Source organism: Flavobacterium sp. (assembly GCF_036741995.1).
Classification (GTDB): domain Bacteria; phylum Bacteroidota; class Bacteroidia; order Flavobacteriales; family Flavobacteriaceae; genus Flavobacterium.
In genome coordinates, this window is record NZ_DAINRG010000002.1 from 34415 (window position 1) to 57744 (window position 23330).

Consider the following 23330-nt stretch of genomic DNA (forward strand, 5'->3'; position numbering starts at 1 on the left):
CTATTTTTTTATTCGTTCTTCATTTTGTTTTACAAAGGCATCCCAACCGGTATAGCTCTTGCTTCCTGTGACTTTTCCTGAGTTGAAAAAGTGACAAACCGCAGCAGCCAAACCATCGGTAGAATCCAGATTTTTGGGTAGTTCTTTTAATCCCAAAAGTTGTTGCAACATTTTGGCCACTTGCTCTTTGCTGGCATTTCCGTTGCCGGTGATGGCCATTTTAATTTTTTTGGGTTCGTATTCCGTAATCGGAATTTGGCGTGATAAACCCGCAGCCATCGCCACACCTTGCGCTCTTCCTAGCTTCAACATTGATTGTACATTCTTTCCGAAAAACGGAGCTTCAATGGCAATTTCGTCAGGATGGTGGGTTTCGATGAGTTCTATGGTACGCTCAAAAATAACTTTCAGCTTGGTATAATGATCGTCATATTTGCTCAAAATCAATTCGTTCAACTGAAGGAATTCCATTTTTTTGTTGACGACTTTAATCAACCCAAAACCCATAATGGTGGTGCCCGGGTCAATTCCTAATATGATGCGTTCGTTTGCCAATTTTTATTTTCGTTATTTTGTACCAATGATTACAATTCCTCACAAAGCTAAGCAATTCGCCGTTTTTATCGTCAAACTTTTGATTGTTACTGCGGCTTTTTATTTCATCTACAATCAACTTGTTCACAATGACAAATTAGACTGGACCAAATTCATGGCGAAGCTTCAGGAAAAGCAATCGGTTGCTGGAATTCTCTTTTTGCTTTCCTTCAGTGTTGCCAATCGGTATTTAGAGATTTTGAAGTGGCAAAACTTGGTTTCCTTCTTTAAACCGATTTCCATTGGCGAATCTACAAAACAAGTGCTTGGTGCTTTAACTGCTGGGATTTTCACGCCAAATGGTCTCGGAGAATACGCCGGGAAAGCGTTGTTTTTTGAAAAAATTAAAACCAAAAAAATCATCTTTCTGAATCTCATCTGCAACGGTATTCAAATGATTTTGACGGTGATTTTCGGAACGGTTGGATTGTTTGTTTTGGGCTATTGGAAATGGGCTTCAGCCATCATCTTACTGTTACTTCTCTTTTATCTGGTAGCTGTTATCTCTAAAAACATCAAGATTAAAGGCTATTCCATTCAAAAACTGACTCATAAAATCAACGAAATCCCGAAACGCATTCATCAGAAAAACATGCTGCTGGCGACTTGCCGCTATTTGGTCTTTTCGCATCAATACTATTTTTTATTTCTGGCTTTTGATGTAGATTTACCTTATCTAACGATGATGGCTACGATTGCTACCGTTTATTTTTTGGCTTCATCTTTGCCGAGTTTTCAGTTTTTGGACTTTGCCGTCAAAGGCAGCATGGCGGTTTTTTTCTTTGGAAAATTGGGCGTCAACGAGTGGATTGTGGTATTCATCTCTACACTGATGTGGTTTTTAAACGTGGTGTTGCCGGTCGTTATCGGAAGTTATTATGTACTTAAATTCAAACCGAAATGGAAATAATCACCATCGTTTTATATTTGATTTTATTGGTTTACTCTCTTTTGATACTCCAACTCATCTTTGGTTCCCGGAAAATAAAAACGTTTGAAAGCACCAATTTGGCACCTCAAACCGCTTTCTCTATCATCATTCCTTTCCGCAATGAAGAGAAGAATTTGCCCAAGCTCTTGCAATCGATTTCCAATTTGAATTATCCTCATCAGTTAGTAGAAATTGTGATGGTGGACGATTTTTCGACGGACAGTTCGGAGCGTGTTTGCATCAAATGGCGTTTGGACCATGACCATCTTGACACCACACTTTTGGAAAATTTACGTTTATCCAATTCCCCGAAAAAAGATGCCATCGGACGAGCGGTTCCCATCATCAAGCACAACTGGATTATCACGACGGATGCCGATTGTACCGTAAACAAAAACTGGTTGCTGACGTTGGACCATTACATTCAGACCAACCAACCTGAAATGATTGTAGGCGCTGTGGTATACAAAACCAAAAACAACTGGTTTCACCGTTTTCAGCAATTGGATTTGTTGAGTCTGCAAGGTGCCACGATTGGCAGTTTCGGTATTGGAAAACCGTTTATGTGCAACGGCGCTAATTTTGCCTACACTAAAAAATTGTTTAATGAACTGGACGGTTTCAACGGAAACAATAAAATGGCCAGCGGCGATGATGTTTTCCTGTTGCAAAAAGCAGTTAAGAATCATTTGGCTCAAGTACATTATATAAAAAACACAGACAGCATTGTTAAGACAAAACCCGAAAACGATTTGTTCAAGCTCTTTATGCAGCGGGTGCGCTGGGCCAGCAAAACAACAGGATACCAAAGTAGTTATGCTAAATCCCTGGCAGTTATCGTATTGCTGATGAACCTAAGTTTGGTGGTTAGCTTTGCATTGTGGATTGCTGATGGTTTGGATTGGAGAATCCTTGTTAAAGTGTTTGTAATCAAATATGTGGTGGATTATGTATTGCTTTATAAAACGAATGCATATTTGCTGAAAGGAAAATTTATACTACCGTTGGCGAGCAGCATTATTTATCCGTTTTTCTCGAGTTTGGTTGGCATTTATTCGTTGTTTGGAAGCTTTACCTGGAAGGGAAGAACATTTTCCAAATAGCCCCTATTGTAGCTAGCTACCATGTAGCGCGGAAAGCGGGAAACAGCTCCTAACACTATTCCTGTTTAATAATCACGGGAAGCACAAACTGCGTTTTCACCGGAATACCACGTTTAATCGCCGGATTCACTTTGGGGAAGTCTACCAAGCGGGCATGCAGAATGCTGTCGATTTTGATGGTATCGTACGCCACGGAATCTTTGGGGAACTGCGGCTCGAAGGTTAAGCTGGCATTGGGCAAAACGGTTACTTTTACTTCGATAGTGTCTAATTTAGGAAACATCGTTGCCAAAGTGTCGACCGCTAGTTTTTGTTGAATGGTAGTGGTTAAAAACTCGAAAAAGCATTGTTTGCGCTGGGCTTCATCGGTCAGGGTTTCACAATCCGACACCGAAGGATATTCATCAACTTCCTGCCAGTTGATTTCTTTCATGCGTTTTTCCAGCAATTCTTTTTCAGAAGGAACCTTCTTCTCAAAGTATTGACAAGATTGGAAAAGAAAAACCAATAGTATTGCTAAGAGTCTTTTCAACATTATTGCTTTTTGGATTGTAAATACTCTGCATAACTTTTCCCAAACCATTCCTGTTTGGTGCGTTGTGCTTCTTCTTTTTGATCTTTGTACAGAAGGCCTAGCTTTTCAGAATAGGCTGCAATTTTGAGGGTGTAGGTGTAAAACTCTTCTTTGGTAAGTGTCAGTTTTTGATCTCTTTGTTTTTGGAAAAACTCTAAAAACAAGGCGTCAAATTCTTTCTTATCATAGGTTTGCGCTTCTCTTTTATATTTTTTATATAACGTCTCTTTCAATTGACTATCGGGATCGTTGGCTGCTTTTTCCTGCCCGAACACCGTATTGGTCATTCCAAAAAGGAACAAAATAAAAATCGCAATTTGTATTATTTTTTTCATTGGGGTTTCCAAATTAACATTTTCAAAAATAAGAAATTATATTCACTACGTCTGAGGTTTGCCAAAAAAAGAAAAGCTCCCAAAAACTGAGAGCTTCTTTATGTTTTTTTGTGGTTTTTAATCCACTATTAATTTCTTAACAACTTTTAAATTCGTGTCGGTAGTCACCTCTAAAAGGTAAACACCTTTAGAAATTGTTGACAAATCTACTGTTTGTGAAGCCGCACCACTATTCGGTTTTTGATTTAAAATCAATTTACCTAACACATCGTAAACTGCAATATTGGCAATACTTCCGTCGTTTTTCAATGCGACAGTTACGATATCTCTAACCGGATTTGGATAGAAGATAAAGTCTCCATTCTCAAATTCATTCAAACCAAGCTGCGCTACAAATTCGGTGTTGAAGGTATTGGTTACTATGGCCGGATTGAAATCAAAATAAATGGCCGCTGTGTTTGGAATGATATCCCCAACGGCATAACCTGGTTTTGGTTTCACGCTAAACATAATATAGCCCTTTCCGGTGCTGGTATTAGCCACCGATGGTGGCAATTGAATGTTGTCAAATTTCCAAGTCAAATTATTACCGACTCTATCCATTACATAAGGGTTGCTGGCACTCACCATCTTCACTGTAGTTTCATCCAGTTTAGCATCCAACACATCATCGACTCTGACATTGATGGCACTGGCTGTTCCTGTATTTTCAAATCGAAGGGTGTAATATAAATAATCATTGGATGTAAACGCTGAATATTGTATTCTTTCTCCGTGCGATTCCATTTTGTCATTTGGATCGTAAGCCCCAATAATGATTTGCGAATTGCTTGCTGAGTTGTTCGCCGGCACTACATCTCCGGCAATCGGAGCGATGGTTGCAGTAGTGGTTAATAAACCTCCAATAGCGACCATTGGTAACGATGGCACTTGCATTGTAACGGTCATCGATCTTGACTCAAACGGCAACAGACTGCTAAAGACATACGTAAATCCGTTGGCTGTTGGCGTGGTTCCCGTTTGTGTATTTCCGGTAATGGTAACCAAAGCGTCTTTATTGAATGTTACCGTTCCCGAAGCGATGGTCTGATTTCCGTTATTGGTATAAATGATTTTGTTTTGATACGTAAATCCGGGTCTTGGAGCACTGATTGGTGCAATGGTTACCGCCAAATCATTATAAGCCTGCACCACAGTGACCGGGAAATTATAGACTGCCATTCCGCCGCCTATTACTACATTCACGTTAGTATACGAAGCAGGAGAAACATTGTATAACGCAGCATAACTGGCATCAACAGCATAAGTGATGTCGTATGAATTCGCAGCATTGGTATCATAGATGTTATACACTCCGTTAGGAGAAATAATGTTGTGAACGTTTCCGTTGTTATTTACTTCATAAGTAAAATGTCCTAAAGGGAAATTTTGTTCGTTGTTGTCTTGCGTTCCGTTGTTATTAGCATCTAAAAAAGCATTCAATCGGAAGCCCGAACAATCAATGGCGCCAACAGTATTAGACAATTCGGAAATTCTAATGAATCCGTCTTGACCGCTGTAATTGGTTACCATTATTATGTAATATTGACCGGTCTGCGCATTTGGTATTACTGGCAACTCTATTGCTGCAGGAGAAAAACTGCAACTTACCACCGTGTTTTGTGTCAATTGCCCACTACAAGGGGTAACCGGATTGGTAAAAGGGCCATAGACGATGTAGTCAACATCTAATTGATTTCCGGTAAAGGCAATGGAGGTATTTTGCTCAATCTTCAAATTGATTACTCCATTCCCACTAACCGGTAAATAGAACCAAGTTGGATTGGGTTGGCTTCCCAAACAACCATAGTTGTTTCCTGCTTCTGCCTGAATACCCTGATGGGTGTTGGCAAAAGGAACACCCAAGGCATTACAGAGCGAATTGGCTTGCGGACAAGTATAAGCTAAATTACAAATAGCGTAAGCTCTCGCCTGGAAAGTATAAATGATATCACAAGCGTTCGGAACAATTTCTCTAACATAAATATAGGTTATAGGCGACTGCACACCCACCGTAAAGTTGGATGGATTGGTAATTGGCACCACTTGATTTTGGGCGTTTGATAAAGCCGTATAATATTCTAAACTATTGGCAGTATTAATTTGAGCCTCTATGGTTGTTAAATTAAATGTTATGACCGAGTCGTTGTTATCATCACACTGATCCATATTAGACAGTGTAATAACCGGGTCAGTAATAGTTTCCGTTATTAAGGCGAAAGAAAAAACCTGGTATTCCTGCGTTGCAGTATTTTCTAATCGGGCATAAATTATCTGACCATTAGGCCCACAAAAATTTGACTCTGGAATTATTGGTGATACACCCGCATCAGCATTAGTTTGTGAAACATAATAAGTTACTGTATAATCGGCAGGATTTAATGTGTTTAGTATTAATGGCGTATTGGCTGTTAAATTAAAACAGGCTGTCCCATTATCGCTGCATTGCGACAAATTGGTGGGTTGACCGGCATATGGAATGCAGGCCTGAGTTGAAAAGGTATAGGGAGTTGTACTGGCATTTTGTCCCACCGTACAAATGGAAGTAATCGTTACGGTATAAACAGCACCACAATTCAACCCCGTCAATACATAAGGGTTTTGTGATGTGACTAAGGTTGTCGCAGGCGTTCCGTTTAAGGCTAAATTGATGAACCAAGAGGTTTCGTTTCCTGTCGCTGTCCATGAAATTACAGCAGAAGTACCGGTAATATTGGTGGCTACAACTGCTGTTGGTGCCGGACAAGTTATGGAACAATCAATCGTCACTAACTCGACCATTCCGATGGTGGGACATTGCCCACTAAATAAATGATCAATTCTATAAAAAACGGGGGGTTGATTTGGTTCTGCTATGGCACTGATGTAACAACTTGGTTCGTTGATTACATTAGTATTCGCCATGGCGTCGGCTTGTGTTACAAAATAAGTAATCGATGCGCCTGATTCACCTTGCCCAATTTGAGAACCCATGCTATTTAAATCCCAACAAGAAAAACCACTAACGCTTTGACAATTGGTTAAAGTAAATGTATTCCCAATGGTTGGTTGACTCACAGTAAGGTAATACGTAGTAATCTGTACCTGATTGGTTACTGTATTTAAAACTCTGGCAAAAATTAATTGTGGATTGGATGTATTCGTGTAATCATTGGGCAGCGGATTTACATTATTAGCCGCATCCGCTTGTGTCAAATGGTGGGTCACCACTAAATTTTGATTGTTAGCTGTTATTTCAGCTGCTATTTCCTGCATGTAAAACAATGCAATTCCATCATTATTTTCATCACAGACTGTATTAAATTGTGAGGGTTGATTCGGACTTTGTGCCAACAGGATTGAAGTTGAAAAAAACAAAGCAATAATTAGTAGTAGTTTTTTCATAGAATAGTTGATTGGTTAGTTTGTTGCTTAAAGCAAGGCAATATACAAATTTCCAGTTAATTACACCAAACCTCAAAGTGTCTAAAAGCAAAAAAGCCATCCACAATAAAGTGGAAAGCTTTTCATTGGTCTAACTACTAAACCGTGTGCTACGAGTTACAAAGTCGTAGCGAAACAACACAACTAATCTTAAATGCTTTTTGGGGAGCCTAAATTATAACCTTTTGAAGATTATTATTTTGGGCAAAAAAGGTTTTCATTTCTGAAAACCTTTTCCCAATTTCGCGGTCTGGACGGGACTCGAACCCGCGACCCCATGCGTGACAGGCATGTATTCTAACCAACTGAACTACCAAACCTCTGCGTTATTGCGGTTGCAAATATACAATCGTTTTTGAAATCTGCAAGTCTTTTTTACAAAAAAAACAATTTGTATTTATTATTATCAACCAAACATTTGTTTCTCAACCAAATATGTAGTCAAAATCTTTTCAAAACTTTCTTCCACAGCCACCGGAACGTACTTAATTTTGTTTTGGGCACAAGTCATGGCCAGCGTTTTGAAATAGGCATTTACTTTTTCTTCGTAGGCTTCTTTTATCGTATCGGCAAAAATATTTATCTCTTCACCCGTTTCTAAATCAATGAATTTTCGCGGGGCATTGTCAAAATTGAAGTTGATTTCCGTTTTTTTATCAATAACATGGAAGACAACTACTTTGTGTTTATTGTGCTTCAAATGTTGTAAAGCATTGAAAAGCGCTTCATTATTGCCGGTTTGAAACATATCCGTAAACAAAACAATCATGGAACGTCGGTGAATTTTTTCGGCTATTTGATGCAAAAAAGTAACTGTATCCGTGCTCTTAGACTCTTTGGGGTTTTCCAGCAGATTCTCGAGTTTATTCAAAATCATGCGGTGGTGACGATCGCTGCCTTTTTCGGGGGCATAATATTCATACGTATCCGAATACACACTTAGTCCAACCGCATCGCGTTGTTTTTTCAATAAATTCATCAAAACCGCCGAAGCCAATACTGAAAATCCTATTTTATTGTGGTAAAAAAGTTCGTCGCTTTTCAACTTCGGATAATGCATCGACGAGGAATTATCGATAATCAAATGACAGCGAAGATTGGTTTCTTCTTCAAATTTCTTGGTATACAATCTATCGGTTTTGGCAAATAATTTCCAATCGATATGCTTGGTGCTTTCGCCGGAATTATACACTTTATGCTCGGCAAATTCAGCTGAAAATCCGTGAAACGGACTCTTGTGCATGCCTGAAATAAAGCCCTCTACCACTTGATTGGCCAGCAACTCCAAATGCTGAAAACTCGATATTTTTTCTATTTGTGATTCGATGTTCATAGCCCAAATATAGGGATTTGAAAATTTGAAAATTTGAAAATTATCCTAAAAATTACAAATCGTGTCTTTTAGCCCCGATGATTTGATATTAAGAGGAGGACTGCCAGTGGCAGTCAGGTATTTTACCAACTGCCTTTAGAAGAAATTATCCTAAAAATTACAAACCGTGAATCATAGCCCCGATGGAAGCCGGCTACCATGTAGTGCGGACAGCGGGTGGGCATTTCCTAAAAGCACTAAACAGGTGCTTCTATTAACTAAAAAAGGCTTGACTTTCGCCAAACCTTCTTTAATGCTATTTATTTTTCGATTATAACAAAGCGTCGATAGCGTCTGTATAAGTCTTTTTAGGAGCTACGCCCACTTGACGTCCTACCACTTCTCCGTTTTGAAAGACCAAAACCGTTGGTATATTACGAACGCCGTATTTGGCTGCAAATTCTTGGTTGGCATCCACATCCACTTTTCCAACAACAGCTTTTCCTTCATATTCTGAAGAAATCTCATCAATAACGGGTCCGACCATTCTACATGGTCCACACCAAGCTGCCCAAAAATCTACTACAACCGGTTTATTTGATTTTAATACTACCTCGTCAAAAGTAGCATCGGTAATTGCTAAAGCCATATTTTTTATTTTTAAATTATTGTATTTATTTGAGGACAAAATTAGACATTTTATTTTGGTTTTCACTGCTAAAAAAATCAGTTTTGGCTATTAATTCATTGGCAGAACTGATACTTAATTTAAACTGAATTTGACATTCATTTTTTCTAACTCTATCAATAATTCATTCGAAATTTTGATTTTTAATTTTCGACTTGGCAAAGAAATCTTAGTCGCTACTTGAATCTGTTCCTCTTCAATTGGAATCTCCATTTCGATTTCTTCCAAATTATCTGAATCAAAATTAGCTGTTTCTTCGACAATTATTTTCGGAACAGCCGGAGCGACTTTCTTGACTTTTTCCAATTCGACAATTTCAAACGTAACGGTATTATCGCCTTTGTTAGAACTGAAAACATCATTTAATTGCTGTATGAAATTCTGTTGCAAATCGTTAATATCCATTTGAATACTTAGCTTTTTCGCAAACTGCGGCAGTACATCCTGCAATTGTTTGACATCTAAAAACTGTAATCTAGGCTCTGATTTTTTTCCGGTTTCTCGATTCACCCAACCATCCTTCACGGTAACTTTAAAATACACAAATTGGTTGTTGACCAAGAAATGTCGGAATTTCAAATACTCTTCGTCAAAAATCCTGAAATCATGGCTTTCATCATACCCTTCCAGCGTAAACATCGCCCAATCTTTTCCGTTTTTCGCGGTTTTATATTGCACATTGGTAACTATTCCGGCAAAGGTTAAATTCTTCCCAATATAGTTTCCTAAACTTTTTAAATATTCCAATTTACTGTTGCAGAAATATTTCATTTCAAAACGGTAATCATCCAAAGGATGCCCGGAAATGTATATTCCAACCACTTCTTTTTCTTTGGCCAATTTCTCCATTGTGCTCCAATCTTCGCAAGGCGGCACTGTGGGTTCGGCAATTTGAACATCACTGGCATCGCCAAACAAACTCACTTGAGAGGAATTTTCATTTTCCTGAAACTTGGCACCATAGCGAATGGCTTTTTCATAAAATGTAATATTATCACCATCGGTATGGAAATATTGCGCTCGATGAGTATCGGAAAAACAGTCAAAACCGCCCGCCAAAGCTAAGTTTTCAAACGCTTTTTTATTGGCAGCCCGCAAGTCAATTCGCTTAGCCAAATCAAAAATGGATTTGTAATTGGCTTCTTTTCTATTGGCAACAATTGTTTCAACTGCACCCATACCGACTCCTTTGACAGCGCCCATACCAAAACGAACAGCGTAATTTTCATTCACCGTAAATTTATAGAAACTCTCATTCACATCTGGACCAAGAACTTGCAATCCCATGCGCTTACATTCCTCCATAAAGAACGACACCTGTTTGATATCGTTCATATTATTGGAAAGCACCGCCGCCATATATTCTGCTGGGTAATGCGCTTTTAAATAGGCCGTTTGGTAGGCAATCCAAGCATAGCAAGTGGAGTGTGATTTATTGAAAGCATATTGTGCAAAGGCTTCCCAGTCTTTCCAGATTTTTTCGAGTTTGTCTTCGGCATGACCATTGGCTACCGCTTGTTCAATGAATTTGGATTTCATTTTATCCAAAACATCTTTTTGTTTTTTCCCCATTGCTTTACGCAAGACGTCGGCATCACCTTTGGAAAAATTGGCCAGTTTTTGCGACAAAAGCATTACCTGCTCTTGGTAAACGGTGATTCCGTAGGTTTCTTTCAGATATTCTTCGTTGGCTTCTAAGTCGTATGTTATTTCTTCTTCCCCATTTTTACGACGAACGAAAGACGGAATATACTCCAGTGGTCCCGGTCGATACAAAGCATTCATGGCAATCAAATCGCCGAAAACTGTCGGTTTTAAATCCTTCAAATATTTTTGCATTCCGGGCGACTCGTATTGGAAAATCCCAACCGTTTCGCCTCTTTGGAACAACTCATAGGTCTTCACATCATCAATCGGGAAAGCATCCGGATCAAGCTCAACACCCGTTCTGTATTTTACAAGTTTAACAGTATCTTTTATCAACGTTAGGGTTTTCAAACCCAAGAAGTCCATCTTCAATAATCCGGCACTTTCAACGACCGAGTTGTCAAATTGGGTCACATATAAATCGGAATCCTTAGCCGTAGCTACGGGAACGAAATTGGTAATATCACTTGGCGTAATAATCACACCACAAGCGTGAATCCCAGTATTTCTTAGGTTTCCTTCTAATATTTTGGCTTGTTGAATCGTTTCGCCACCTAAATCATTGGCATTGGCTAACTCGATTAACTCCTTGACTTTATCATATTCTTCGGAACGCAATGCTGCTTTTAACTTGTCGTTATCGAGAGTAAAAATTTTGGCCAAATTCAACGTGGTTGGAATTAACTTGGCAATTTTATCGGCTTCAAACAACGGTAAATCCAGCACACGAGCGGTATCACGAACCGATGATTTGGCCGCCATGGTTCCATAAGTAATAATCTGTGCTACTTGTTTGGAACCGTATTTATTGATAACATAATCCATCACACGGCTTCTGCCTTCGTCATCAAAATCGATATCAATATCGGGCATCGACACACGATCCGGATTTAGGAAACGCTCAAAAAGCAAATCGTACAGCAACGGATCGATATTGGTAATTCCGAGACAATACGCTACCACGGAACCCGCAGCAGAACCACGACCTGGTCCTACGGACACATCCATTTTCCGGGCAGCGGCGATGAAATCCTGCACAATCAAGAAGTAGCCGGGATACCCTGTGTTTTCAATGGTTTTTAATTCGAAATCGATGCGCTCCTGGATTTCCGGTGTGATTTCTCCGTAGCGTCTTTTAGCCCCCTCAAAAGTGAGATGTGCCAGATATTTATTCTCCCCTCGTTTGCCCGAATCTGCTTCGTCTTCGGCAACCATAAACTCTTCGGGGATGTCAAATTTGGGAAGTAATACTTCTCGTGACAAATCGTAGATTTCTATTTTATTGACAATTTCTTCTGTCGTCGTGATGGCTTCGGGCAAATCGTGAAATAGCTTTTTCATCTCGTCACCTGATTTGAAATAGTATTCCTGATTGTTAAATCCGTAGCGATAGCCGCGACCACGACCGATTGGCGTAGATTGTTTTTCACCATCGCGTACACATAACAAAATATCGTGAGCGTTGGCATCTTCTTTATTGATGTAGAACACGTTGTTTGTCGCAACGGTTTTGACTTGGTGTTTTTTGGCCAAAGTAAGTAGCGAAGCATTCACCCTATTTTCATCTTCCTGATTATGGCGCATTAACTCGATATAAAAATCATCGCCAAATTCCTGTTTCCACCAAACCAAAGCTTCTTCGGCTTGGTTTTCACCTATATTTAAAACTTTACTCGGTATTTCCCCATAGAGATTTCCGGATAAAACAATGATGTCTTCTTTGTATTGTTGGATGGCTTTTCGATCAATTCTTGGCACATAATAAAAACCTTCGGTGTAAGCTATGGAAGATAATTTAGCCAAATTGTGATAGCCCTTTTTGGTTTTGGCTAAAAAAACGATTTGGTAGCCGTTGTCTTTTCGGGACTTGTCTTTTAAATCCTCACACACATAAAACTCGCAGCCTACAATAGGTTTAACGATAGTTTCTGTGGGTGTTTCGCCGTTTTCTTCGGCTAGTTTATTTTTGGCTTGAGCCGATTTATTGTGGTATAAAATATCGCGGACAAAATGAAAAGCACCCATCAAATTGGCATGATCGGTCATGGCCACGGCCGGCATTTTATTTTGAACCGCCGCTTTGACTAAATCGGCAACACTTATAGTCGATTGCAACACCGAAAACTGAGTATGATTGTGCAAATGCACAAAATCAATTTCGGCAACCTCATGGTGAATTTGTTTGTCTTCCTGACTTGGAACAACAACTTCTTCTTTCTTCTGAAATTGTTTCCGAATTTCGTCCGAAGCCTGTTTCAGATTGATGTGCTTTAATCCAATGAGTGGAATTTCTTTTGGATTATTTTGGCCAAACTCTCTGAAATAATCCACCGGAACATCGAGTTCTTCTTTGGTGAAAATTTCTCTTCGAATTAATTCTAAAAAGCAACGGGTAGTGGCTTCTACGTCGGCAGTAGCATTGTGGGCTTCGGCAAACGGAACGTTGAAAAGATAACTGTGTAATTCGGTTAAGGTTGGTAATTTGAACTTTCCGCCACGTCCTCCGGGTAACTTTAAAAGAGATGCCGTAACTTCGGTACAAGTATCTAATACCGGCATGGATGCCATAGGAGAGTTCACTCCAAGTCGGTAAAACTCACAGCCCATGATGTTAACATCGAAGCCAACGTTTTGTCCGACTATGAATTTGGCTTTGGCTAAAGCAATATTAAATTTCTCTAATACTTCGGCTAATGAGATTCCTTGTGCTTCGGCTAATTCTGTAGAAATACCATGAATCCTTTCGGCATCATACGGAATGTTGAATCCTTCAGGCTTAACCAAATAATCCTGATGCTCGATAAGATTTCCCATCGCATCGTGCAACTGCCAGGCAATCTGGATACATCTTGGCCAGTTATCGGTGTCGGATATAGGAGCACCCCAACGTTTTGGTAATCCGGTGGTTTCGGTATCAAAAATTAAATACATGCAAGGAGATTTGAAGGAATTCTAACTTTTCAAAAATACATTTTCAAAGGGTAAGAATCAATTTTAGTTATCAACAAAAAACAAAAAAGCCAACTCGATTGAGTTGGCTTTTTAAGTATCTATATTAGAATGTAACTAGTATCTTCCTCTATTTCCTCCACCGCTGTTTCCACCACTGTAGCTTCCGCCACCACGTGAATTTCCACCGCCGTTGTAACCACCACCACCTGAACGGTTGTTGTTAAAAGATCTTCTTTCGCCTTCCGGTTTCGGTTCTGATTTGTTAACTACAATCGTACGACCGTCAACGGTTGCACCATTTAATTCCTGAATTGCTTTTTCAGCTTCTGTGTCATTCTCCATTTCCACAAATCCGAAACCTTTACTTCTACCAGTAAATTTATCAGTAATAATTTTTACGGAATTAACCGTACCATAAACCTCGAAAGATTCTCTTAAATCTGCTTCGTCTATACTAAACGGAAGACTCCCAACAAAAATGTTCATATTTTATATTTAAAATTCAGCTACAAAGGTAATTGAAATAAAGTGTAAACCGCTATTAATTTGGACTTTATTATATTATTAACAAAAAAACCATCCGAGGATGGTTTTGTATACTTAAGTGTTTGACAATTATAAGGATGGATAAATAGGCACTCTGTAGAATTCACCATATTGGAAATTCAAAATCGGCCCTCCAAATGGACTATTATTGGCGTTAGCCGCATTGAATTTAAACTTGCCCGAAACAGTCATCGTTAAATTATCATACTCCGTGATTTCAATTTCACCGTTGCTATTTTGAACATTCACTACAACATATTTACAATTTAAATCTCCACCAGCAATGGTAACTATATCTCCGGCCACATACCCATTCCCACGTGAAGAAAGCGTAGCAGTGGTAACGGCACCCGAAGCATTTGCTGTAATATTGAAAGTCAAACCACTTCCGGTTCCACCGGTTGTAGCGATAGAAGTTCCACTAGTGTATCCTGTTCCTTGAGCCACAACAGCTACACTCGAAACCGGACCTAAAGCGGCTATTGTTCCATATTCAAGGTCAATATCGTCAAAACTGGAAGAATAACTTGCCGCATTATTACTATTAGTCGTACCTAAGACATAAATTCCGGGACTCGTGCTATTTGTATTTAATGTAACTTGCTCATATTCTGTGTAAGCCTCAACAGTAAGTTTTCCTGTTGCCGAAACATAAGCCCTGGCATCATTAGCTCTCCAAAAAACATCATCTTTCAAACCTTGAAATCCGGGATTATTGGGCTTCAAATCTTCTTGGCAAGAAGAAAAGGCGATGGCGATTATAAATAGGGGCAAAAATCTTTTCATAACTTTCATAGTATTACTCCACAAAAATAGTTTTTTAATGCAAAAATGCTAACATATTTTCAAAAAAATAATGTTAAAGAGTAAGTTTCAATCTGTTCCCATTTATAAAAAATACAATTCTAATTGTTTGTTTGCGAAAAAAAACTATCTTTGCGCCCTTAAATAACCGAGGTCGAGTACCTCAAATTAATCAAAAAGATTATGTCAGTAAAAATTAGATTACAAAGACACGGAAAAAAAGGGAAACCTTTTTATTGGATTGTAGCCGCTGATGCTCGTTCAAAAAGAGATGGTAGATTCTTAGAAAAATTAGGAATTTACAATCCAAACACCAATCCTGCTACTATTGATTTAAACCTTGACCAAGCGGTACAATGGCTACACAATGGTGCTCAACCAACCGATACGGCAAGAGCTATCCTTTCTTACAAAGGTGCCTTAATGAAACATCACCTTGATGGTGGCGTTCGTAAAGGAGCTTTAACACAAGAGCAAGCTGATGCTAAATTGGCGAAATGGTTGGAAGAAAAAGCTGGAAAAGTAGATTCTAAAAAAGAAGGTTTATCAAAAGCACAGGAAGCGGCTAAAGCAAAAGCTTTAAAAGCTGAAAAAGCAGCTAATGAAAAACGTGCTGCTGCCGCTGTTGAAGCTGCAAAAGTAGAAGAAGTAGCTGATGTTGCTGAAGAAGTAGCAGTTGAAACTGCTGTAGAAGAAACTCCGGAAGTAGTTGCTGAAGTAGCTGTAGAGGAAACTCCTGCTGCCGAAGAAGCTCCTGAAGTTGTTGCTGAAGAAGCACCGGCTGTTGAAGAGGCTCCTGCTGCTGAAGAAGCTAGCGAAGAAACAGAAGCTTAATATTTTCAGGCAATTATGCGTAAAGAAGATTGTTTCTATTTAGGTAAAATTGCTAAAAAATTTAGTTTCAAAGGGGAAGTTCTCATCTATTTAGACACAGACGAACCCGAGTTATATGAAAATATGGAATCAGTATTTGTTGAGTTCAACAAAAATCTGGTTCCATTTTTTATTGAAAACAGTGCCCTGCACAAAAATGATTTTCTTCGCGTACAATTTGAAGATGTTGACTCCGAAGCCGAAGCCGACACACTAATTGGTTGCGATATTTATCTTCCTTTATCCATGTTGCCAAAACTCGAAGGCAACAAGTTTTATTTCCATGAAGTTGTTGGTTTTGAAGTAGAAGACAAACGCCTTGGTGTTGTCGGCATCATTCAATCCATCAATGATACCAGTGCTCAACCGCTTTTTGAAGTGTTGAATGGCGAAGTGGAAATTCTGATTCCCATGATTGATCATTTTTTAGTGGAAATCGACCGCAAAAACAAAAAAGTGGTGATGGATTTGCCGGAAGGTTTAATCGAAATGTACCTTTAGATTTATAGATGCGCTGCGCTTTTAGATTGTTAGAAACGCTTCGCTTTAGAAAAAAATCTAAGAAGTCTAATAATCTAAGAAATCAAAGGTGTCTCAATTCCAATTCAAACAATTTACAGTTAATCAAGACCGTTGCGCCATGAAAATTGGCACCGATGGGGTTTTGCTTGGTGCTTGGACACCAATCTCAAATCGTCCGTTTTCGGTTTTAGATATTGGTGCCGGAACCGGAATTTTGTCGTTGATGCTGGCACAAAGAAGCAACGCAGAACAAATTGACGCGATTGAAATTGATGAAAATGCCTTTGAACAATGCGTCGAAAATTTCGAGAATTCGCCTTGGCCCGACCGCTTGTATTGTTATCATGCCGACTTAGACGAGTTCATGGAAGAACCCGAAGATGAATACGATTTGATTGTTTCCAATCCACCGTTTTATGCCGAAGATTACAAAACCGACAGCGAACAAAGAGATTTAGCTCGGTTCCAGGATGCTTTACCTTTTGAAGATTTAGTAGAAGCCGCTTCAGTCTTACTTTCCGAAAACGGAATCTTCTCCGTGATTATTCCATTCAAAGAAGAGACCAGGTTTATTGGCCTAGCCAAAGACTGCAACTTATTTCCTTTCAAAATTACTCGCGTAAAAGGAACCTCCACCACCGAAATCAAACGGAGTTTACTCGCTTTTTCCTATAGCGAAAAGGTGAATTTTACCATAGACGAACTTGTCATCGAAACGGCGCGTCATCACTACACTCCTGAATACATTGCTTTGACAAAGGATTTTTACTTAAAAATGTAAGTTTAACTTTTCGCATTAAACTTTTAACAAACCCTTCTGAATTTAAGTAAGGTGATTTGACTAACTTTAGTATTCGAATTCAATCTGTTCCAATACTCATGTCAAAAATTACCTCCATAGTATTACTATTCCTCTCTTGCGTCTGCTTTTCGCAAAATGCAAAAGTCATTCACGGAAAAGTTTCCTATCAGGATAGCTATCAGAAAAACATTGATGTTATCAATTTCACCACTAAAAAAATCACTCAGACCAATACTTTGGGAGAATTTGATATAGAAGCCAAAATTAACGACGTCCTCATTTTTATGTCTGAAAATTTCGCAGACCAAAAATATACGCTGACCGCCAAAGACTTTCAGAAAAAAACACTTTTCATCAAATTGATAGACAAACCTATTCCGCTTGAAGAAGTAGAAATCAATCAGGTGAAAGCCATCAAAATCGAGTCGGTTTCGTATAATGATCTGAAGATGGCCAAAATTCAAAAAGATGCCGCAAGACCTAAAAACAAGGATGTTTATACCGGAGAAATTGAGAATGGTGTTGACTTTATCCAGATAGGGAAAATGGTTGGAAAGTTATTCAAAAGCAAAAACCCTAAGAGCAAAAAGGCTGAGGAAACCATGAATTTTAAAGAGTATGCCAAAACCAATTTTAACGAATCTTTCTTTTCCAAAACGCTCAAATTAAAACCTGATGAAACGCCCCGCTTTCTTGACTATTGTGAAGCCGATTCTAAATCAAAAACGGCAATCGAGAAAAATGACGAACTTGCCATTTTAGAATTCCTACTGACTAAAAAAAGCGAATTTGATACCCTAAAATAGTTTTTGCTTTTGGTTAAGTTTGCATACCTTTGCAAACGTTTTCGTAAAACGAATATACAGTTTATACTATACATCATACATCTTATGAAACCAGATTTATTTCAAGCTCCCGATTACTATTTATTAGACGATTTACTAACGGAAGAACACAAATTAGTACGTGATTCGGCTCGTGCGTGGGTGAAACGCGAAGTTTCCCCTATCATTGAAGAGTATGCACAACGTGCTGAATTTCCAAAACAAATCATCAAAGGTTTGGGCGAAATTGGCGGTTTCGGTCCGTATATTCCTGAGGAATATGGCGGTGCCGGTTTAGACCAGATTTCGTATGGTTTAATCATGCAGGAAATTGAAAGAGGAGACTCTGGTGTGCGTTCTACCTCATCGGTACAATCTTCGTTAGTAATGTATCCGATTTGGAAATACGGAAACGAAGAGCAACGCATGAAATATTTACCAAAACTGGCTACCGGAGAATTCATCGGTTGTTTTGGTTTAACCGAACCTGACCACGGATCGAATCCTGGCGGGATGACAACCAACTTCAAAGACATGGGCGACCATTATTTGTTGAACGGAGCCAAAATGTGGATTTCGAATGCACCGTTTGCTGACATTGCCGTGGTTTGGGCAAAAGACGAAACCGGAAGAATTCACGGTTTAATTGTGGAAAGAGGCATGGAAGGTTTTACCACTCCGGAAACGCATAACAAATGGTCACTTCGGGCTTCGGCAACAGGTGAATTGATTTTTGACAATGTTAAAGTACCTAAAGAAAACTTATTGCCAAACAAATCCGGATTAGGCGCACCGCTTGGTTGTTTAGATTCGGCTCGTTACGGGATTGCCTGGGGTGCTATCGGTGCTGCGATGGATTGTTACGATACTGCTTTGCGTTATGCCAAAGAAAGAATTCAGTTTGACAAACCTATCGCCGGAACCCAATTGCAACAAAAGAAATTGGCCGAAATGATTACCGAAATCACCAAAGCACAATTATTAACTTGGAGATTAGGAGTATTGAGAAATGAAGGTCGAGCGACTTCAGCACAAATCTCCATGGCGAAAAGAAATAATGTGGATATGGCCATTCACATTGCCCGTGAAGCGCGTCAAATATTAGGGGGAATGGGAATCACCGGAGAATATTCTATCATGCGTCACATGATGAATTTAGAAAGTGTAATCACGTACGAAGGAACCCACGATATCCATTTATTAATAACCGGAATGGACATCACCGGCATCGCTGCTTTCAAATAAGAATAAACAATAAATAAAATTTATATAAAATGCTTCTCTATTCGGAGGAGCATTTTTACTTTTGTGCTGTAGGGTAAAATCTCATCCTTTTTGTTCTACGTATATATCTAAAAAAAGCCATGAATACTTCCACCATCAACGACAATATTAAGTCTCAAAAAACCATCTTACTGCAACATCCGTTGTATGAAAAAGTAAAAACCATTGATGATTTGCATCAATTTTTGGAAAGCCATGTCTATGCCGTTTGGGATTTTATGTCGTTGCTAAAAGCATTACAAAGCAAACTGACTTGTACAACGACTCCCTGGTTTGCTTCTAAAAATCCGGAAATACGCTATTTAATCAACGAAATTGTACTGGCCGAAGAAAGCGATTTGACTTTAGACGGAAAACGACTAAGCCATTTTGAAATGTATGTGGAAGCCATGCACAGTTGCGGTGCCAACACTACTGAATTAAATACTTTTTTACAAAGTGTTATCGATACCAAAAACGTTTTTATCGCCATCAAACAAAGTGATTTGCATCCCAAAATTAAAGACTTCCTCGACTTTACTTTCCGCGTGATTGAAGAAGGAAAAGCACACAAAATTGCCGCTGCCTTTACCTTTGGCCGGGAAGATTTGATTCCGACTATGTTCACCCAAATCCTGAAAAATTTCCAACAAAGTTTCCCCGATGTGGATTTGTCCCAACTGATTTACTATTTTGAAAGACATATCGAATTGGATGCCGATGAACACGGGCCAATGGCCATGCACATGATTAATGAACTTTGTCAGGACGATGCTCAAAAATGGAAAGAAACGGAAGAAGTTTCCCGCTTAGCTTTGGAAAAAAGAATCGGGCTTTGGAACGCCATTGAAGAAAAAATCGAAGCCAGTTTAACCTTGGCATAAAACTAAAGCCGTTGCTTTACCGTAAATGCCTGTATTGAATTATTACTTATGAAATACAGCACCGCTTTATTTTTCCTGTTCAGCATTAGCTTTTTATTAGGCTGCAGTGCCGAAAACAACACCGTAGTTCCGCCAAAAAACTACAAGTATTTGGCGCTGGGCGACAGCTATACTTATGGTCAAAGTGTTTGCGAAACCTGCCGTTTTCCAGAACAACTGAAAGACAGCATTCACCAGTATTTAAATGCTAATGACACGTTTCAAATCAAGATGATTGCACAAACGGGCTGGACAACAACCAATTTAAAATCGGCTATTACTGCTGAAAACCCTACTAGTGATTATGATTTGGTGACGCTATTAATTGGCGTTAACAATCAATACCAAGGCAAACCTTTCAGTCTTTACGAACAGGAATTTCCGGAGTTGGTCAACCAAGCGATTGGTTTTGCCAAAGGCGACAAAAAAAACCTCATCGTGGTTTCCATTCCTGATTATGCGTATACGCCATTTGGTCAAGGTTCCATGGCAATTTCGGGAGGCGTTTATCAGTATAATGCTTTCGCCAAAAGTTACTGCGAGGCCAATAACATTACTTTCATCAACATTACCGACATTACCCGATTGGGCTTGCTCCAACCCGAACTAGTGGCAAGCGATGGGCTGCATCCTTCAACGTTAGCCTACTCCAAATTCATCGAACGAATTCTGCCGGAAGTCAAAATCAAATTAACCGATTGACCTACAAATAATTGTTGTTCCTCGCATTTCGTGTACAATTCAAAAATATTCTGATTACTTTTGAGTAGCAGCAAACCGTATGAAGAATTCAACACGCCTTTTTTTGATTCATTTTTTAGGATGTTTGGCCTTTTTGAGCATCCCGGTTTTCTCTTCGCCCGATTTTGGAGAAGGCTGGAATCTGATTCACATCAATCCGTTTCAAAAAAGTTTTGTGCGCTTTATTTTGTTGCTTGGACTGTTTTACACTTCCTATTATTACTTCATTCCAAAGTTATATTTCAACAACAAAAAATGGCTCTTTGCCGGCGCTGTCCTGGCTTCTTATTTTGTTTTAATCGGTTTGACCGAAGCCGTTTTTGGTCAACAAAATCATTTTCCGAAACACAATTCCCCACAGGATTTTCCGCAACCACCAGAACATTCAGATTTTTTTGATTCCCAAATGCTAATTCCGTTTCTATTGGTGATTGCTTTGGCTTTTTTGATCAAAATCAACAATCGACTGAATGAAATTCACGACGAAAAACTCAATGCCGAAGTGTCTTATCTCAAAGCACAAATCAATCCACATTTTCTGTTTAACACACTCAACAGCCTGTATGCTTTGACTTTACAAAAATCGAACGAAGCCCCGAATGCCGTGCTGAAACTGTCCAGTATCATGCGGTATGTGGTGACCGAAAGTGCTCAGGAATTTGTGTCACTCGACAAAGAACTCAACTATATCAAAGATTATATAGAATTGCAAAAACTGCGCTTAGACAGTAGTGTTGCTCTTTCGTTTGTAGTGGAAGGCAATCCCACCGGAAGAGTCATTGCGCCACTGATTTTAATTCCGTTTATTGAAAATGCATTCAAATATGGCATCAATCCCGATGAAGATTCTTTTATCAAAATAATCATTGCCATACAAAATAAAACGCTGCAGATGAATGTGCAAAATGCCATTGTGGTCAGTCAAATTGAGGAAGAGTTTAAAACCGAAGAAGGATTGAAAAACACCCAAAAACGATTGGATTTAATTTACTCGGGCAATTACGCTTTGGAGGTCAGTCAAGATGAAAAAACCTATGATGTACGCTTAAAAATTGAACTGTTATGATACGCGCCATAGCCATAGATGACGAACCGTTAGCACTCCAGGTGATTGCACATTTCTGTGAGCAAATTGATTTTGTATCGCTCGAAAAAACATTCACCAAGCAAAGCGAAGCGCTGAAACATTTGAAGAAATTCCCGGTGGATTTGCTGTTTCTAGACATTCAAATGCCCAATAAAAACGGCATCGATTTCTTTAAACTATTGGAAAATGATGTCATGGTCATTTTTACCACCGCCCATAGTGAATATGCTGTAGAAGGATTTAATGTCAATGCAACGGATTATTTGTTAAAGCCTTTTTCGTTTGAAAGATTTGAAGTGGCCGTGCAAAAAGCGCGCAACGAATATCAGTTCAAAAACAATACTTCGGTGCAAACGCATTTGATGATTCGCGCCGATTATAAGCTGAACCGCATTGAATTTGAAGACATTTTACTCATTGAAGGCTTAGACGATTATATTCAGATTCATTTGAAAAATAAAACCAAAATCGTGGCGCGTCTTTCGATGAAAAATATTTTGGGAAAATTGCCGGAAACCAAATTCCTAAGAGTGCACCGTTCATTTATTATTCCGATTAACAAGGTGAAAACCATTCAGAACAAAGTAATTCAGGTAGCTGAATTTTCGGTGCCGATTGGTGAAACGTACAAAGAAGAAATTCTGAAAATCTTCCAATAAAATGCTTCCTCAAGGTCCGTCACAAATATACAAAGCGCAATTCCGGGGACATCAGGAAGATGAAAACTATCGCTGTTTGTCTACTTTCAACTTTGGCGATTATTTCGACAGCAACCGAAAACCATTCGGCGGAATAACGGTGCTAAATGATGAAACGTTGTACGCTCAAAAAACAAAATCATTTTTGCTGGAAGAAGACACCGAAATTCTTTTGCTACCGTTGGTAGGAACGATTGAGTTTGGCAACAAAAACTATTGCAACACCGAAGAAATTCAGATTTTTAAAGCCCAAAAAGGAACCTCTTTTCAAATCCAAAATCCGTATGAAAACGAGTTGATTAATTACCTGCAGATTCGATTACATTCTCCGGAAATTATCGGGAATCACTTGGAGAAAAGGGCTTTTCATTTTTCAACCCGGAATGAATTGTTTTCTATTTATGAAAATGAAAACACCAAAGTTTCCATTGGAATTTTTGATTCCAGAAACGACGGTTTGTATCATTTGGCAGCAAACAACAATGGCGTTTTTGCCTTTGTCATCAATGGCGCTTTTGAATTTCAAAACCGATTAGTAGAATCTCGTGACGGCTTAGCCATTTGGGAAACTGCCGAAGCAGAATTTGAAGCCTTAGCCGAAAATTCCATTTTAATACTATTGGAAACAACCTTACAAGAATAGATTTTC

21 protein-coding genes and 1 tRNA gene are annotated in these 23330 nt (G+C 39.0%); 12 read left to right on the forward strand and 10 right to left on the reverse strand.

From position 1 onward, the window contains the following. Complete coding sequence (gene ruvC, locus V7D82_RS01565; protein WP_333599217.1) at positions 1–555, reverse strand: crossover junction endodeoxyribonuclease RuvC; 555 nt, start codon at positions 553–555, stop codon at positions 1–3. A 25-nt stretch (positions 556–580) separates the two neighbouring features. On the opposite strand from ruvC, the gene V7D82_RS01570 reads away from it, so the two are divergent. Together V7D82_RS01570 and V7D82_RS01575 are read left to right on the forward strand one after the other, a co-directional pair. Then, the gene (locus tag V7D82_RS01570; RefSeq protein WP_333599218.1) at positions 581–1504 is read left to right on the forward strand and encodes a hypothetical protein; all 924 of its coding nucleotides are present in this window, start codon (positions 581–583) and stop codon (positions 1502–1504) included. After that, positions 1495–2628 carry a glycosyltransferase family 2 protein gene (locus V7D82_RS01575; protein WP_333599219.1) on the forward strand — a complete coding sequence of 378 codons (1134 nt, stop codon included), beginning with the start codon at positions 1495–1497 and terminating at the stop codon, positions 2626–2628. Before V7D82_RS01570 ends, V7D82_RS01575 begins: the two co-directional genes overlap by 10 nt. Positions 2629–2683: 55 nt before the next feature. On the opposite strand, the gene V7D82_RS01580 is transcribed toward V7D82_RS01575, so the two are convergent. The 9 genes from V7D82_RS01580 to V7D82_RS01620 form a co-directional block, all read right to left on the reverse strand. Next, entirely contained in the window at positions 2684–3163 is a 480-nt protein-coding gene (locus tag V7D82_RS01580; RefSeq protein WP_333599220.1) for a hypothetical protein, read from the reverse strand. Continuing rightward, on the reverse strand, positions 3163–3537 hold the full coding sequence (locus V7D82_RS01585) for a hypothetical protein (RefSeq protein WP_333599221.1): 375 nt from the start codon (positions 3535–3537) through the stop codon (positions 3163–3165). Before V7D82_RS01585 ends, V7D82_RS01580 begins: the two co-directional genes overlap by 1 nt. A gap of 117 nt (positions 3538–3654) precedes the next feature. After that, positions 3655–6960, reverse strand: coding sequence for a DUF7619 domain-containing protein (locus V7D82_RS01590; RefSeq protein WP_333599222.1), 3306 nt, complete (start codon positions 6958–6960; stop codon positions 3655–3657). Positions 6961–7245: 285 nt separating this feature from the next. Continuing rightward, positions 7246–7319, reverse strand: a tRNA-Asp gene (locus V7D82_RS01595). Positions 7320–7405: 86 nt separating this feature from the next. Continuing rightward, positions 7406–8332 carry a DUF58 domain-containing protein gene (locus tag V7D82_RS01600; protein WP_333599223.1) on the reverse strand — a complete coding sequence of 309 codons (927 nt, stop codon included), beginning with the start codon at positions 8330–8332 and terminating at the stop codon, positions 7406–7408. 310 nt (positions 8333–8642) lie between these two features. Then, the gene (trxA, locus tag V7D82_RS01605) at positions 8643–8960 is read right to left on the reverse strand and encodes a thioredoxin (RefSeq protein WP_162126532.1); all 318 of its coding nucleotides are present in this window, start codon (positions 8958–8960) and stop codon (positions 8643–8645) included. A 114-nt stretch (positions 8961–9074) separates the two neighbouring features. Continuing rightward, positions 9075–13577 (reverse strand): DNA polymerase III subunit alpha, encoded by a 4503-nt coding sequence (gene dnaE / locus V7D82_RS01610; RefSeq protein WP_333599224.1) that lies wholly within the window; start codon positions 13575–13577, stop codon positions 9075–9077. Between the two features lie 135 nt (positions 13578–13712). Further along, complete coding sequence (locus V7D82_RS01615) at positions 13713–14084, reverse strand: RNA recognition motif domain-containing protein (protein WP_333599225.1); 372 nt, start codon at positions 14082–14084, stop codon at positions 13713–13715. A gap of 129 nt (positions 14085–14213) precedes the next feature. After that, the gene (locus V7D82_RS01620) at positions 14214–14930 is read right to left on the reverse strand and encodes a DUF6252 family protein (protein ID WP_333599226.1); all 717 of its coding nucleotides are present in this window, start codon (positions 14928–14930) and stop codon (positions 14214–14216) included. 201 nt (positions 14931–15131) lie between these two features. Here V7D82_RS01620 and V7D82_RS01625 point away from each other — a divergent pair, with 201 nt between their 5' ends. The 10 genes from V7D82_RS01625 to V7D82_RS01670 all read left to right on the forward strand — a co-directional run bounded on the left by V7D82_RS01625 (position 15132) and on the right by V7D82_RS01670 (position 23324). Next, on the forward strand, positions 15132–15782 hold the full coding sequence (locus V7D82_RS01625; protein WP_333599227.1) for a 30S ribosomal protein S16: 651 nt from the start codon (positions 15132–15134) through the stop codon (positions 15780–15782). A 15-nt stretch (positions 15783–15797) separates the two neighbouring features. Beyond that, the gene (gene rimM, locus V7D82_RS01630) at positions 15798–16322 is read left to right on the forward strand and encodes a ribosome maturation factor RimM (RefSeq protein ID WP_333599228.1); all 525 of its coding nucleotides are present in this window, start codon (positions 15798–15800) and stop codon (positions 16320–16322) included. Between the two features lie 139 nt (positions 16323–16461). Further along, the gene (locus tag V7D82_RS01635; RefSeq protein ID WP_333599229.1) at positions 16462–17124 is read left to right on the forward strand and encodes a tRNA1(Val) (adenine(37)-N6)-methyltransferase; all 663 of its coding nucleotides are present in this window, start codon (positions 16462–16464) and stop codon (positions 17122–17124) included. A 98-nt stretch (positions 17125–17222) separates the two neighbouring features. Then, positions 17223–17951, forward strand: coding sequence for a hypothetical protein (locus V7D82_RS01640; protein WP_333599230.1), 729 nt, complete (start codon positions 17223–17225; stop codon positions 17949–17951). Positions 17952–18035: 84 nt separating this feature from the next. Beyond that, positions 18036–19214 (forward strand): acyl-CoA dehydrogenase family protein, encoded by a 1179-nt coding sequence (locus V7D82_RS01645; RefSeq protein WP_333599231.1) that lies wholly within the window; start codon positions 18036–18038, stop codon positions 19212–19214. A gap of 119 nt (positions 19215–19333) precedes the next feature. Continuing rightward, positions 19334–20116 (forward strand): DUF3050 domain-containing protein, encoded by a 783-nt coding sequence (locus tag V7D82_RS01650; RefSeq protein WP_333599232.1) that lies wholly within the window; start codon positions 19334–19336, stop codon positions 20114–20116. 48 nt (positions 20117–20164) lie between these two features. After that, positions 20165–20857 carry an SGNH/GDSL hydrolase family protein gene (locus V7D82_RS01655; protein ID WP_333599233.1) on the forward strand — a complete coding sequence of 231 codons (693 nt, stop codon included), beginning with the start codon at positions 20165–20167 and terminating at the stop codon, positions 20855–20857. Between the two features lie 79 nt (positions 20858–20936). Then, positions 20937–21962 carry a sensor histidine kinase gene (locus V7D82_RS01660; RefSeq protein ID WP_333599234.1) on the forward strand — a complete coding sequence of 342 codons (1026 nt, stop codon included), beginning with the start codon at positions 20937–20939 and terminating at the stop codon, positions 21960–21962. Further along, positions 21959–22642 carry a LytR/AlgR family response regulator transcription factor gene (locus V7D82_RS01665; RefSeq protein WP_333599235.1) on the forward strand — a complete coding sequence of 228 codons (684 nt, stop codon included), beginning with the start codon at positions 21959–21961 and terminating at the stop codon, positions 22640–22642. The genes V7D82_RS01660 and V7D82_RS01665 overlap by 4 nt, the downstream gene beginning before the upstream one ends. Before the next feature lies 1 nt (position 22643). Next, the gene (locus V7D82_RS01670; RefSeq protein ID WP_333599236.1) at positions 22644–23324 is read left to right on the forward strand and encodes a pirin family protein; all 681 of its coding nucleotides are present in this window, start codon (positions 22644–22646) and stop codon (positions 23322–23324) included. Positions 23325–23330: the final 6 nt, after the last annotated feature.

What these genes read in the sequence shown, in the direction of transcription:
- V7D82_RS01570 (WP_333599218.1), top strand. Translation starts at nt 581, where the DNA reads ATGATTACAATTCCTCACAAAGCTAAGCAATTCGCCGTTTTTATCGTC.
- V7D82_RS01590 (WP_333599222.1), bottom strand. Translation starts at nt 6,960, where the DNA reads ATGAAAAAACTACTACTAATTATTGCTTTGTTTTTTTCAACTTCAATC.
- V7D82_RS01665 (WP_333599235.1), top strand. Translation starts at nt 21,959, where the DNA reads ATGATACGCGCCATAGCCATAGATGACGAACCGTTAGCACTCCAGGTG.
- rimM (WP_333599228.1), top strand. Translation starts at nt 15,798, where the DNA reads ATGCGTAAAGAAGATTGTTTCTATTTAGGTAAAATTGCTAAAAAATTT.
- V7D82_RS01575 (WP_333599219.1), top strand. Translation starts at nt 1,495, where the DNA reads ATGGAAATAATCACCATCGTTTTATATTTGATTTTATTGGTTTACTCT.
- V7D82_RS01615 (WP_333599225.1), bottom strand. Translation starts at nt 14,084, where the DNA reads ATGAACATTTTTGTTGGGAGTCTTCCGTTTAGTATAGACGAAGCAGAT.
- V7D82_RS01625 (WP_333599227.1), top strand. Translation starts at nt 15,132, where the DNA reads ATGTCAGTAAAAATTAGATTACAAAGACACGGAAAAAAAGGGAAACCT.
- V7D82_RS01580 (WP_333599220.1), bottom strand. Translation starts at nt 3,163, where the DNA reads ATGTTGAAAAGACTCTTAGCAATACTATTGGTTTTTCTTTTCCAATCT.
- V7D82_RS01660 (WP_333599234.1), top strand. Translation starts at nt 20,937, where the DNA reads ATGAAGAATTCAACACGCCTTTTTTTGATTCATTTTTTAGGATGTTTG.
- V7D82_RS01600 (WP_333599223.1), bottom strand. Translation starts at nt 8,332, where the DNA reads ATGAACATCGAATCACAAATAGAAAAAATATCGAGTTTTCAGCATTTG.
- dnaE (WP_333599224.1), bottom strand. Translation starts at nt 13,577, where the DNA reads ATGTATTTAATTTTTGATACCGAAACCACCGGATTACCAAAACGTTGG.
- V7D82_RS01620 (WP_333599226.1), bottom strand. Translation starts at nt 14,930, where the DNA reads ATGAAAAGATTTTTGCCCCTATTTATAATCGCCATCGCCTTTTCTTCT.
- V7D82_RS01645 (WP_333599231.1), top strand. Translation starts at nt 18,036, where the DNA reads ATGAAACCAGATTTATTTCAAGCTCCCGATTACTATTTATTAGACGAT.
- V7D82_RS01640 (WP_333599230.1), top strand. Translation starts at nt 17,223, where the DNA reads ATGTCAAAAATTACCTCCATAGTATTACTATTCCTCTCTTGCGTCTGC.
- V7D82_RS01585 (WP_333599221.1), bottom strand. Translation starts at nt 3,537, where the DNA reads ATGAAAAAAATAATACAAATTGCGATTTTTATTTTGTTCCTTTTTGGA.
- V7D82_RS01650 (WP_333599232.1), top strand. Translation starts at nt 19,334, where the DNA reads ATGAATACTTCCACCATCAACGACAATATTAAGTCTCAAAAAACCATC.
- trxA (WP_162126532.1), bottom strand. Translation starts at nt 8,960, where the DNA reads ATGGCTTTAGCAATTACCGATGCTACTTTTGACGAGGTAGTATTAAAA.
- V7D82_RS01635 (WP_333599229.1), top strand. Translation starts at nt 16,462, where the DNA reads ATGAAAATTGGCACCGATGGGGTTTTGCTTGGTGCTTGGACACCAATC.
- V7D82_RS01670 (WP_333599236.1), top strand. Translation starts at nt 22,644, where the DNA reads ATGCTTCCTCAAGGTCCGTCACAAATATACAAAGCGCAATTCCGGGGA.
- V7D82_RS01655 (WP_333599233.1), top strand. Translation starts at nt 20,165, where the DNA reads ATGAAATACAGCACCGCTTTATTTTTCCTGTTCAGCATTAGCTTTTTA.